The 11,192-nt window shown below is 70.5% G+C and carries 14 protein-coding genes and 2 pseudogenes; 7 read left to right on the forward strand and 9 right to left on the reverse strand.

The features are described from left to right. The 5 genes from H0X00_RS16380 to H0X00_RS16395 all read right to left on the reverse strand — a co-directional run. A partial coding sequence (locus H0X00_RS16380) for a 50S ribosomal protein L11 methyltransferase (RefSeq protein WP_293772883.1) occupies window positions 1–201 on the reverse strand: 201 nt, incomplete at its 3' end. Window positions 202–277: 76 nt separating this feature from the next. Next, the gene (locus H0X00_RS16385) at window positions 278–442 is read right to left on the reverse strand and encodes a hypothetical protein (RefSeq protein WP_293772885.1); all 165 of its coding nucleotides are present in this window, start codon (window positions 440–442) and stop codon (window positions 278–280) included. After that, complete coding sequence (locus H0X00_RS23910; RefSeq protein WP_367186667.1) at window positions 409–627, reverse strand: hypothetical protein; 219 nt, start codon at window positions 625–627, stop codon at window positions 409–411. The genes H0X00_RS16385 and H0X00_RS23910 overlap by 34 nt, the downstream gene beginning before the upstream one ends. Next, complete coding sequence (locus tag H0X00_RS16390) at window positions 614–1,411, reverse strand: SigB/SigF/SigG family RNA polymerase sigma factor (RefSeq protein WP_293772887.1); 798 nt, start codon at window positions 1,409–1,411, stop codon at window positions 614–616. Before H0X00_RS16390 ends, H0X00_RS23910 begins: the two co-directional genes overlap by 14 nt. Before the next feature lie 196 nt (window positions 1,412–1,607). Next, window positions 1,608–3,026, reverse strand: coding sequence for an FAD-dependent oxidoreductase (locus tag H0X00_RS16395; protein WP_293772888.1), 1,419 nt, complete (start codon window positions 3,024–3,026; stop codon window positions 1,608–1,610). A 392-nt stretch (window positions 3,027–3,418) separates the two neighbouring features. On the opposite strand from H0X00_RS16395, the pseudogene H0X00_RS16400 reads away from it, so the two are divergent. The 4 genes and pseudogenes from H0X00_RS16400 to H0X00_RS16415 form a co-directional block, all read left to right on the forward strand. Then, a pseudogene (locus H0X00_RS16400) lies at window positions 3,419–3,514 on the forward strand (plasmid stabilization protein); the annotation flags it as partial. Then, a complete protein-coding gene (locus tag H0X00_RS16405; RefSeq protein ID WP_293772892.1) occupies window positions 3,514–4,518 on the forward strand; it encodes an NAD-dependent epimerase/dehydratase family protein in 1,005 nt (334 codons plus the stop codon). The pseudogene H0X00_RS16400 and the gene H0X00_RS16405, both read left to right, overlap by 1 nt. Continuing rightward, complete coding sequence (locus tag H0X00_RS16410; protein ID WP_293772895.1) at window positions 4,515–5,408, forward strand: mechanosensitive ion channel family protein; 894 nt, start codon at window positions 4,515–4,517, stop codon at window positions 5,406–5,408. Before H0X00_RS16405 ends, H0X00_RS16410 begins: the two co-directional genes overlap by 4 nt. After that, window positions 5,405–5,782 (forward strand): hypothetical protein, encoded by a 378-nt coding sequence (locus tag H0X00_RS16415; RefSeq protein ID WP_293772898.1) that lies wholly within the window; start codon window positions 5,405–5,407, stop codon window positions 5,780–5,782. The genes H0X00_RS16410 and H0X00_RS16415 overlap by 4 nt, the downstream gene beginning before the upstream one ends. An 11-nt stretch (window positions 5,783–5,793) precedes the next feature. On the opposite strand, the gene H0X00_RS16420 is transcribed toward H0X00_RS16415, so the two are convergent. After that, window positions 5,794–6,612: an enoyl-CoA hydratase/isomerase family protein gene (locus tag H0X00_RS16420; protein ID WP_293772901.1), complete on the reverse strand. Its 819-nt coding sequence runs from the start codon at window positions 6,610–6,612 to the stop codon at window positions 5,794–5,796. Between the two features lie 27 nt (window positions 6,613–6,639). Next, on the reverse strand, window positions 6,640–7,677 hold the full coding sequence (locus H0X00_RS16425; RefSeq protein WP_293772903.1) for a TIGR03617 family F420-dependent LLM class oxidoreductase: 1,038 nt from the start codon (window positions 7,675–7,677) through the stop codon (window positions 6,640–6,642). A gap of 147 nt (window positions 7,678–7,824) precedes the next feature. Here H0X00_RS16425 and H0X00_RS16430 point away from each other — a divergent pair, with 147 nt between their 5' ends. The 3 genes and pseudogenes from H0X00_RS16430 to H0X00_RS16440 all read left to right on the forward strand — a co-directional run bounded on the left by H0X00_RS16430 (window position 7,825) and on the right by H0X00_RS16440 (window position 10,063). Next, window positions 7,825–8,541 (forward strand): VOC family protein, encoded by a 717-nt coding sequence (locus tag H0X00_RS16430; protein WP_293772905.1) that lies wholly within the window; start codon window positions 7,825–7,827, stop codon window positions 8,539–8,541. Between the two features lie 67 nt (window positions 8,542–8,608). Further along, window positions 8,609–9,176, forward strand: a pseudogene (locus H0X00_RS23915) (carboxymuconolactone decarboxylase family protein). Beyond that, the gene (locus H0X00_RS16440; RefSeq protein WP_293772911.1) at window positions 9,173–10,063 is read left to right on the forward strand and encodes an RNA polymerase sigma-70 factor; all 891 of its coding nucleotides are present in this window, start codon (window positions 9,173–9,175) and stop codon (window positions 10,061–10,063) included. Before H0X00_RS23915 ends, H0X00_RS16440 begins: the two are co-directional and overlap by 4 nt. Window positions 10,064–10,113: 50 nt before the next feature. On the opposite strand, the gene H0X00_RS16445 is transcribed toward H0X00_RS16440, so the two are convergent. After that, window positions 10,114–10,680 carry a hypothetical protein gene (locus H0X00_RS16445; protein ID WP_293772914.1) on the reverse strand — a complete coding sequence of 189 codons (567 nt, stop codon included), beginning with the start codon at window positions 10,678–10,680 and terminating at the stop codon, window positions 10,114–10,116. Between the two features lie 7 nt (window positions 10,681–10,687). Beyond that, the coding region (locus tag H0X00_RS16450; RefSeq protein WP_293772916.1) for a hypothetical protein at window positions 10,688–11,192 on the reverse strand (505 nt) is incomplete at its 5' end.

The raw sequence follows: 11,192 nt of genomic DNA on the forward strand, positions 1-11,192 counted from the left end.
GCCCAGCACCGCGCGTCGACCGATGTCGACGGCCGTGACGTCGGGCGCGCCGGCGGCGGCCAGCCCCAGGGCGAGGAAGCCGCTGCCTGTGCCCAGATCGCAGACGCGGGCGTGCGGGGGCAGCGGTTCGGCCAGGACGGCATCCAGCAAGAGGCGGGTGTCTTCGGCCGGGGCGTATACACCCGGCAGGCGCAGGAGCATCACGGCATGGATCTACCCCTGGGGGGCGCTGGAACGCCGGAGGGGGGCGTCTGCGACATCACACGGCGGGCCGGATTCAGGCTGACCGCAACAGCTTCGAGACGGCCTTCTCCACCGGGCCGGCGGTGGCGAGCTCGCCGGGCTCGGCGTCGCGACCGAGGTCGGACAGGGCGCGCTTGACGGTTCGTCCCTCGTCGTCGTGCTCGATCACCCGGATGCCGATGTAGGACCGCCGCGCCACCGCCGGCCAGCACAGATCCAGACGTCCGCCGACGCGGGCGGGATCACCAGCGCCTTGGCGCGCGCTACGTCGTCCGGAGACGCCGACGAACCGTCGGCGTTGCGGTAGCGGAATGCCTTGTCGTGCTGATTCGTGCGATGCCCGGCTTCGCCGGATCGGAACGACGGAGTATCAAGCGTCGGCAAGCATGCCGGTACGCAGCTTGGCCAGGGTGCGGGCCAGCAGGCGCGAGACGTGCATCTGGCAGACGCCCAGTTCCTCGCCGATCTCGGACTGCGTCTTCTCCTCGAAGAAGCGCAGGTGCAGGATCCGCTGGTCGCGGTCGGGAAGAGCGGCCAGCAGCGGGCGCAGCGCCTCCATGTCCTCGAAGAGGTCGAAGCGGGTGTCGGAGAAGGCGACGGTGTCGGCGATGGTCTGGCCGCCCTCGTCGTCGGCGCCGCCGACCGGGGAGTCCAGCGAGGCGACGGTGAAGTGGTCCTCGGCCGTCATCGCTTCCAGGACCAGGTCCGGGCTGACGGCGAGCTTCTCGGCGAGCTCGTTGACCGTGGGGGCGCGCCCGAGCTTGTGGGCGAGGTCGTCGGTGGCCTCGCGCAGGACGGCCTTGGTCTCCTGCAGCTGGCGCGGGAGCCGGATCCAGCGGCGCTTGTCGCGGAAGTAGCGACGGATCTCGCCCTGGATGGTCGGCTTGGCGTAGGCGGGGAAGTCCGCGCCGTGCTCGGCGTCGAAGCGGGAGATGGCCAGCGCGAGGCCGACGTTGCCGACGGCCACCAGTTCGTCGGTGTCGACGGCACGGCCGGCGTAGCGGCTGGCGAGCCAGCTGACCAGGCGCTGATAGCGGAGCACGATCAATTCCTGGATGCGCTCGCGCTCGGCATCGCCTGCGGCACGCAGGGCGAGGAACAGCTCGGTGTCGGTGCTCTCGGCGGTGACCGCGGGGCGGGTGGCGGTCGCAGTGGGGGTGGCGTTCATGACCGGGCATTTTCCTTGTTCGGGCCGGGGCGAAACTCAGGGTAAGTGTGATTCAGGTCAACCGATCCGCGCATTCGAGCTGCGGCTGCGGCTGGAGGCCGCGCCGGCCGCCTACACGATGTTCCAGGACCAGACCGACGCCTGCTTCAAGGTCGTGCCGAACCCTGAGCCGAGCCGACTCAGCCCCCGGGGAGCGTTACAGCTTCCCGGGGGCGAGCGGATGGACGGCGGGGCCTTCGAGGACCTCGCCGTCCACGTCGAAGCGGGACCCGTGGCACGGGCAGTCCCAGCTGGTCTCGGCGGCGTTGAAGCGCAGCAGGCAGCCGAGGTGGGTGCAGCGCAGCGAAACGGCGTGCGCGACGCCGTCGGCGTCCCGGTAGACGCCCGTCTGCTTGCGCCCCTCCCGGACGACGGCAGCAGTCCCCGGTGCGACTGCTTCGACTGACGCTGCCTCACCTGGGCGCAGCCGGTCGCCGATCAGGTCGATCGCGGTCTTGGCGCCGAGCTTGGCCAGCTTCGGCACTGACCGCAGATTCAGCCGGGTCGGGCGGAACGTCTCGGCCCACGGGCTCTGCCGGCCCATGACGAGGTCGGTGAGGATCCCGGCCGCGACCGTCCCGGTGCTCAGCCCCCACTTGCCGTAGCCGGTCGCCACCCAGAGCCCATGCGCGCCCGGCAGGTACGGCCCGATCATCGGCAGCCGGTCCACGCTCACCGGGTCCTGCGCCGACCACCGGAACGGGACGTCCGACACCCGGCACCAGGCACGCAGGTCGCGGGCGAGGCGCTCGAAGCGGTCCGGCCGGATGTCCCGGTCGCCGGCGGCGTGGCCCTCCCCGCCGAGGATCGCCATCCCGTCGACGACGGCGAAGGACCGCGTCGGCTCGTCGGCTGTGATGGCCATCGTCTGCAGATCCGCTCCGGACAGGGGAGCCGCGACGCAGTAGGAGCGGCGTGGTTCCAACCGGGCGAAGTACAGGCCGCGGTCGAACATCGGGTAGTGCCCGGCGACCACGACGTGCCGGGCGGAGATCTCCGCGTCCGCGGTCTGCACCCGGTGCGGGCTGCCGGTGTTCACCGACAGCGCGCGGCTGTGCTCGTAGAGCCGGGCCCCGGCGGCCTGGGCCGCTTCGATGAGGCCCCGCACGTAGCGGACCGGGTGCAGGCTCAACTGATCGTCCAGGCAGACTGCCCCGTAGCAGGGGATCGGGGCGTCGACCTCATCGCAGACCCGGACCGGGAGCCCGGCGGCTTCGGTGGCGACCAGTTCGGCGTTCACCTGCTCGACCTGCTCGGGAGAGCCGGCCACGGTCGCGGCCGGGCGCCGACGTAGACCGGCGTCGGGGGCGAAGAGCCCCGCCAGCTCCGCGACGGTCTCCACCCCGGCCATCGAGGCGCGAGCGTAGGCGGCCGCGGTCTCGGCGCCGTGACGTTTGGTCAGATCCGAGTAGATGGTGGCCTGCAGGGCGGAGACCTTGGCGGTGTTGAGCCCGGACGCCCCGGACGCGACGGTGGCGGCCTCGCAGATGATGACGTCCAGCCCGGCGCGGGCCAACAGCAGGGCGGTGGTGGCTCCGGTGATCCCGGCGCCGATCACGAGCACGTCGGCGGTCAACGAGCCAGGGCGATTTAGCGGCGGACACGGTCGTCATAGGACTCCTCGCGACGATGGCGGTCGGTTGCGGCCACGGTCTCTGCACGCCTACCCACCTGAGGCGAGGAAAACGGCTAACGCGTTCGGGAGTGGGCAGATCGGCAGCGGCGACACGCCCGGGAAGAAACCGTCCTGCTTTTCCTCCGGTGCTGAGGCTGGTGGTGAACGCAGGTCCGGTCACGTTCCTGTTCGGCCCGGCGGCGAGGTGAACTGGGACACGCGCCAGGTCCGCCACGGCGGGGAGAGGTTGGGCACGTTCGAGCCGTGAGGTTCCCGGGCAGAAGGCGTTCAACAGGTTTCGACCAGGGAGGTGCGCCATGCCCGCAGGATCCAGCCCGAAGCGCGAACGCCGGACCAAGGCGCAGCTCTACACCGAGGCCAAGGAGAAGAACATCGACGGTCGGTCGACGATGAACAAGGCGGAGCTCGAGAAGGCAGTCGGTCGCTGATGCGGATCGCGATCACCGGCGCGTCCGGCAACCTCGGTACCGCGCTGATCCGCGCCTTGCGCGCGTCCGACTCGTCCATCGAGATCGTCGGACTGTGCCGGCGTCCGCCGGCCGCGCAGACCGGGGGGATCGACTGGCACGCCGTCGACCTCGGCTCGCCTGATGCCGACCCCGCAGTCAAGGCGGCCTTCGACGGCTGCGACGCCGTTGTGCACCTGGCCTGGGCGATCCAGCCCACGCGCCAGGAAGAGATGCTGCACCGGATCAACGTCGGCGGCACCGCCAGGGTGCTGCGCTCCGCTGCTGCGGTCGGTGTGCCGCACGTTGTGCACGCCTCCTCCCTTGCCGTCTACGCGCCCACCGGCGCCGGCCCGGTCGATGAGAGCTGGCCGGCCACCGGCGTGGCTACCTCGGCTTACAGCCGGCAGAAGGTCGAGGCTGAGGCGCTGCTCGGGGAGTACCAGCGGGCCACTCCGGCGACGATCTTTACCTGGGTCCGCCCGACCCTGGTGGTGCAGCGCAACGCCGCCGCCGAGATCGCCGGGCTGTTTCTCGGCCACCAACTGGCGGGCCGGGCGCTCGGGAAGCTGAAGGGCCGGCTGCCGTTGCTGCCGTTGCCCGCCGGGCTACGGATGCAGCTCGTCCACGCCGACGACGTCGCCGACGCCATCGTGCGCATTCTGGACCGCAAGCCGTCGGGGGCGTTCAACCTCGCCGCCGACGTGCTCGGCCCGGCCGAGCTGGGTTCGCTCATGGGCGGCCGGCCGATCGCGGTGCCGCGCTCGGTCGCTCGATTCGCGGTCGGCGTCGCCTACCAGGCGCGGATGATCCCGACCTCGCCGGGCTGGCTGGACATGCTCGTCGAAGGCGCCGAGCTGGACTCCACTCGGGCCCGCGTCGAACTGGACTGGCACCCGCGGCACAGTTCGACCGATGCCGCCGGTGAACTGCTCGACGGCTTCGCCGACGGCGCCCACGGCCCGACGCCTGCCCTTCTCGGATGACCGAACCTCTTCTCGTTGCCGTCGCGCCGACGGACGACCTCACCATGTGGGCGCGCGGCGACCTGCTGGAGATCGTGCTGGTCGTCATCGGCGCAGTCCTGATCTGCCGCGGCGTTGCCGCCGGTGGGCGGTTCCTGACCCGGCGCATCGACTCCTCGGCCGGCGACGATGAGGTCGTGCTCTCCGAGCAGGGCAAGCACCGGCACTCGGTCGCGCAGGTGCTGATCTGGCTGGCCAACGTCATGATCATCTGCATCGCGGTGGTGCGGATCATCGGCCTGCTCGGCTTCTCCTCCGCCGGCCTGGTGGCTCCAGCGGCCGTGCTCGGGGTCGCCCTCGGCTTCGGCGCGCAACGCGTGGTGCAGGACCTGCTCGCGGGGTTCTTCATCATCACCGAGCGTCAGTACGGCTTCGGCGATCTGGTGCGGGTCTCCTCGCTGGGCTCGGAGACCGGGGTCACCGGCACCATCGAGGAGATCTCGCTGCGGATCACGAGGATGCGCACGGTCAACGGCGAGGTCGTGATCATTCCGAACGGGCAGATGGTGCAGGTCACCAACCTCTCCCGCGACTGGGCCCGCGCGATCATCGACGTCCCGCTGTGGCCGAACGCCGATCTCTCCGAAGCCACCCGCATCCTGCGCGAGGTCGGCGCGGCCGCCTACGCCGACCAGAGGCTGCGTCCGCTCCTGCTGGATGAGCCCACCGTGATGGGCGTGGAGTCGATCAGCGTCAGCTTCGTGAAGATGCGGATGGTCGCTCGCACCCTGCCCGGCAAGCAGTTCGAGGTAAGCCGGCAGCTGCGGGCTCGGGTGATGACGGCGTTCCGCGAGAACGGCATCTCGTTGCCGACCGACACCACCATCGCGCAGGCGGGCGTCGGCCTGTGAGGCTTCCCCGGACCCTGATCGGTGGCCGGATCCGCACCTCCACCGCCGCCCTGATGGTCTCGTTCTTCGCCGTGCTGACGGTGTGGATCCTGGTCCGCCCGGTGCCGGTCGAGGTCATCATCAGCGAGACCACCGTGCGGACGACGAAGATGACCGACAACGGGACGGCGACAGAGGTCGAGGCGACGCCGACTCCGACGCCACGACCTTCGGTGGCGCCTCCGAAGGCGACGCCGACCTCCACCCCCGCGCCGGTCAAGGCAACTCCGGCGCCCGGTGAGCCGACGCCCACGCCCGAGCCGGCCGGGGTGGGTGGTCTGTTCGCGCCCACGCCCACGCCGACGCCGACGCCGGGGGTCCCGTTCCGGGGTTGAGCTGGAACGTGTCAGATCCGTCGGGTGTCGCTGACGCTCGGGAACTGCGGCGCGCGCTTCTCCTTGTGGGAGGCCACGCCCTCCAGCACGTCCGGGCCGGTGAAGTTCATGAACTCCAGGCCGAGGGAGGCATCGAAGATCGGGGCGGCCTGGCGGTACCAATGGTTCAGCGAGTGCTTGGTGAAGCGCAGGGCCGGCTGGGCCATCGCCGCGAGCTCGCCGGCGATCTCCAGGGCCTTGTCCTGGACGTTCTCGTCGTCCTCGACGCAGAGCGAGACCAGGCCGATCCGCTCGGCCTCTTCGCCGGTGAGCGGCTTGCAGGTGAGCAGGTAGTACTTGGCCTTGGCCATCCCGCACAGCAGCGGCCAGCAGATCGCGGCGTGATCGCCCGCGGTGACGCCCAGGCGGGTGTGCCCGTCGATGATCTTCGTCCCCTTGTTCACCACCGAGATGTCGGCGAGCATGCCCGCGACCAGTCCGGCACCCACGGCGGGTCCGTGCATCGCGGACACGATCGGCTTGGAGCAGTTGATGACGTTCAGCACCAGATCGCGGGCCTCGCGCATCACCTGGATGCGGGTGCCGTAGTCGGCGATCATCGACTCGATCAGGTCAAAGCTGCCGCCGGCGGAGAAGCCCTTGCCGGCGCCCTGCAGGATCGCGACCCGGGTGTCCCCGTCCTTGTCCACATCGAGCCAGACCTCGCCGAGTTCGCGGTGCGCGTCCGGCCCGACCGCGTTGAGGTTGGGGCCTTCCAGGGTGACCCGCAGGACGCCGTCGGCGGGGCGGTCGAAGGTCAGGGACGGGTAGGCGGCGGCGAAGTCGAACACGGATCCTCCGATTAAAGTGACGGGACGTCAGGACTTGTGGTCGCGGACCGCGCGGGCGATTTCGCCCCAGCGGCCGAGGTTGTCCGGGTTCTGCGCGAGGTCGTCGACGGTCAGGTAGGAGATGACCCGTTCGGCCAGGTCGCCATAGCGGGTGATCAGGGTGTCGGCGATCGAGTCCCACGGCCCGACGACGGCGTAGTGGTCCAGCATCTCGTCGGTGATGGCGGCCTCCAGGCCCGCCATGTCGTTGTTGCGGAGTAGGCTGCGCGCGTTTTCCGTCGTGCCCTCGTAGCCGAGGTCGTCGAACTGGAAGGCGTAGTTCGGGGTGGAGCCGTAGAAGCCGATCTGGCGCTTGGCCTTGGAGGTAAGGAGGGCGCGCTCCTCGGCGGTGTCACCGGGGACGATGAAGACCGGGATCAGCAGGTCGGTGGTGCCCGGCGTCCGCCCGGCCTTCTCCTCGCCGGCCCGCACCGAGGGCAGCAGGCGGGTCTCGATGTAGTGCATGGAATGCAGCGGATGCACGTGGATGCCGTCGGCGATCTCGCCGGCCATCTTGCACATCCACGGCCCGACCGCGGACACGTCGAGCTTGATGTCGCCGTAGGCGTGCTGCGGCGGTAGCCAGGCCGGGGGCAGCAGGGTCATCTCGTAGTGGGCGCTGTGGTGGTCGAGCTTGGCCTCACCGCGGAACGCGGCGAGGATGTCGCGGACCGCGAGCAGGTAGTCGCGCATCCGCGGGCCGGGCGGGTCGTAGTCCACGCCGTAGCGGCGCTCGATGTGCGCCTTGATCTGACTGCCGAGGCCGAGCCGGTAGCGCCCGCCGGTGTTTCCGGCGAGCTCCCACGCCAGGCCGGCCATCACCATCGGGCTGGAGGGGAACGCCACCGCGATGCCGGTGGTGAAGTTCAAGCTCGGCGCGGCCTGCGCGGCCGTCGCGATCGACATCCACGGCGTCTGCGTGGTGTCGGTGAAGGTCATGCCGGTGAATCCGGCGCTCTCCAGGGTGCGGGCGAGGGTCGTGGCCTCGTCCCAGCTGGTGGCTTGGGCCATCACGTCGATCTGCACGCGGCTCTCCTCGGGGTAGGCCGGGTCAGTCAACCAAGGCGCCCCGGAGGTGACGTTGCCCGGCCAGTGCGTAAGGCGTCAGCCCACCTGCGGCCGGTGCGGGTCGCCGCGCATCCGGCGCGCCTCGCCGGGAATTACGGTGGGGGCATGTACCTGGAGAACCTCGTCATCGACGCCGTCGATCCGCAGCGGCTGGGCCGGTTCTGGGAGGCGGTGCTCGGCGGCGAGAGGCTGACCGACGAGCCTGATGCCTTCGAGGCGCGGCTCACCCTAGCGGGCGGACCGGTGCTCGACCTGTGCTTCCAGCGGGTCCCCGAGCCGCCGTTCGCCTCGCCGAGACTCCACCTGGACCTCTCGGGCGGGACCCGCCAGAGCCAGGAAGTGGAACGGCTCCTCGGGCTGGGCGCGCGACACCTCGACATCGGTCAGCGCGATGCGCCCTGGGTGGTGCTCGCAGACCCGGAGGGAAATCCCTGCTGCGTCATGGAGGACCGAGCGGCCTACGCCGACACCGGACCCCTAGCGGCGCTCCCGCTCGATTCGGCCCAGCCGGGCCGGGATGTGGAGTTCTGGTCCTGGCTGACCGGCTGGACCGAGGTCGTCGGCCCCGCACCCCGGTCCCTGCGCCACCCGTCGCTGCTGGGACCCCTCCTGGAGCTCTGCCCGGAGCCGGCCCCCAAGGGCACGGCCAAGAACAGGCTGCACCTCGACATCCGGCTTGAGTCCGGAGATGACGCCGACGACGTCGCGGCGGGCATCGCCGAGCGCGGCGGCCGCGAACTCCACCCGCCGTGGGGCGAGCTGCCGTGGCGGTTCTACGCCGACCCGTCCGGCAACGAGTTCTGCGTTCCAGCGCGGTCGTGAAGACCGACTGTCACAAACCGGCGCCGGCCGGTGTCTCCATGTCCGAACCCACGGATACGGAGGAGACATGAGCACTGCGCGCATTCCACCCGCTGAGCTGACCGGCCTCTACGGCGCGCTGGTCAAGGCGATGTCACGCAAGATGCTCGGCAAGGTGCCTGAATCTCTCGGGGTCGCCTGGCACCACCGTCAGGTGCTCAACTTCGGCTTCGGCCTGGGCCGCAAGTCCCGCAAGTGGGACCAGTGCGACGACACGTTTCGCGCACATGGCGGTGTCCTCCCTGGTCGGGTGCAGCTTCTGTCTCGATCTGGGCTACTTCATGGCCCACCACGAGGGCCTGGACCTGGACAAGGCCCAGCAGGTGCCGCGCTGGCGCGAATCGGAGGTGTTCACGCCACTGGAACGCGATGTCCTGGACTACGCCGAGGCGATGACGGCCACCCCGCCGGCCGTGACCGACGAGCTCTCCGCGCGCCTGCTCGCCGCGCTGGGGGCGCCGGGGCTGGTGGAGCTGACCTCCTACATCGCGCTCGCCAACTTCTACTCCCGTTCGAATGTCGCGCTCGGCATCGAGACGGAGGGCCTGGCGGCCTCGTGCGAGCTGGGGCCGCTGGCCGTAGCCTCGAGTCGATGACTTCCGCGAACCCCGAGGACCCGTTCGTCGCGCACCGCGGCCTGCTGTTCACGGTCGCCTACGAGATGCTCGGCTCGGCGGCCGACGCCGAGGACGTGGTCCAGGAGACCTGGCTGCGTTGGGCCGACCTCGACGCTCCCGCCCGGGCGGCGGTGCGCGATGAGCGCGCTTACCTGGTGCAGATCGTCACCCGGCAGGCGCTGAACCGGCTGCGCACCTTGTCCCGCCGGCGCGAGGACTACGTGGGGGACTGGCTGCCCGAGCCGCTGCTGACCAGTCCCGACGTGGCCGAGGACGTCGAACTCGCCGAGAGCGTCTCGTTCGCGATGCTCACTGTGCTGGAGACACTCGGCCCGATCGAGCGTGCAGTGTTCGTGCTGCGTGAGGTCTTCGACGTCCCGTATGAGGAGATCGCCGAGGCGGTGGGCAAGTCGCCGGCCTCGGTCCGTCAGATCGCGCACCGGGCCCGTGGGCACGTGGCCGCGCGACGGCCCCGGATGGCAGTCAGCCGCAACGAGCAGCAGCAGGTCGTGGACCGCTTCCTCGCAGCGCTGGCCGACGGAGACCTACTCGGCCTGATGGACGTGCTCGCACCCGACGTGGTGATGGTCGCGGACGGCGGGGGACTGGCCCAGGCCATCAAGCGCCCGGTCGAGGGCGGGCGCAAGGTCGCCCAGTTGCTGTCCAACTTCGCCCGGCTGGTTCCGCAGGCCCGGATCACGACGGTCCTGATCAACGGCGCGGTGGCGCTGCTCATCGACCAGGGCCGCGAGGTCGACACCGCCATCACCTTCGTCGTGGCCGACGGAAAGATCGCCCGGATCTACGCGGTGCGCAACCCGGACAAACTGGAACGCCTGGGCGAGGTGGCCGAGCTGCGACGTTGATGTTCCGTCAGCTCAGGGCGATGGCCGTCATTGACCCGAGTGAGTGAGCGTCAGAGGATCTTGACGAACCTCGCTTTCCCTACAATTCGGGCGTTTCGGGCGCGGTAGCGAAGGTGCGGCGGTGACATTGGGGTTTGGGTTGACCTATGTCCGGGAAGTCCCGCCGCCCGACGGGCGAATGCCCCAAAGGAATGGCCAAGTCCCGGCGCGTGATGATCGACTTCGGAACGATCGACCTCATGACCGAGCAGACGACCTCCCGCAACTCCGCTTCCGTCAACCGGAACCGCGCGCCGCAGCGGCCCACGGCCGAGGCCGTGCCGGCCCAGACGCGCCCGTCGTGCGCGATGCCGAACTGCATGCGCGCCCCGGTGCCCAGTGCCCAGGACGGCGCCACCGGCGTCGCGCTCTACTGCGCCGACCCCGAGCACAACCCGGCGGCGGCGTGGCGCGAGCGCCAGGAGCTCAAGGCCAAGCTGACCGGGATGCCGGTCGACGAGCGCCCGATCGACGCCGCCCGCGAGGAAGGCCCACAGCGTCGCGCCCTCCGCCGGATCGTCGAACGACGGCGCGAAGAACTCGTCGACGAGCGCGGCGAGCGCGTCGCTCTTCGTCACGGCGCGCTCACGCCCCGGACGACGTCGCGGTCTTCTTCGGCGCGGCCGCGGCCTTCTCGGCGGCGGCGAACCACTTCGCGAGCTCCGCCGTCGACGAGACGGGCTTCGTATCGATGCCGCGCACCTTCACGCGGACCTTGCGGGTCGTCGGCGCGATCTTGTTGCCGCCGCGGTACGTCTTCCACGTCACGAGCGTGGCCTGCACGGGCTCGCCGGCCGCGAGGGCCTTGAACGCCGCCGGCGCCTTCAGCTCCTTCGTGCCGACCGCGAAGCGCACGCTGAACGACTTCAGCTTCGCGCGCTTGTTCGCGTCCTGGATGCGCGTCAGCAGCGCCCCGCCGGCCTTCGCGCCAGCCTCCGTAGCCCTCGTCGTCATCGTCGCGCGCGTCGCGGCGGCGTGGTTCTGCGTCGTCTTCACCACCATGTGCGGATCCCCCTGGCAGGCGTTCGTTTCAGCAGCGGGCCGCCGCGAGCTGCGGAGACCCGGCGCACCGGCACGCCCGCGTGCGCCT

Origin of the sequence: Sporichthya sp. (assembly GCF_013815995.1) — a bacterium.
Lineage (GTDB): Bacteria > Actinomycetota > Actinomycetes > Sporichthyales > Sporichthyaceae > Sporichthya.

Bases quoted from the DNA above. Each gene is read 5' to 3' on its own strand.
- H0X00_RS16390 (WP_293772887.1), bottom strand. From the start codon at position 1,411: ATGAACGCCACCCCCACTGCGACCGCCACCCGCCCCGCGGTCACCGCC.
- H0X00_RS16405 (WP_293772892.1), top strand. From the start codon at position 3,514: ATGCGGATCGCGATCACCGGCGCGTCCGGCAACCTCGGTACCGCGCTG.
- H0X00_RS16410 (WP_293772895.1), top strand. From the start codon at position 4,515: ATGACCGAACCTCTTCTCGTTGCCGTCGCGCCGACGGACGACCTCACC.
- H0X00_RS16430 (WP_293772905.1), top strand. From the start codon at position 7,825: ATGTACCTGGAGAACCTCGTCATCGACGCCGTCGATCCGCAGCGGCTG.
- H0X00_RS16440 (WP_293772911.1), top strand. From the start codon at position 9,173: ATGACTTCCGCGAACCCCGAGGACCCGTTCGTCGCGCACCGCGGCCTG.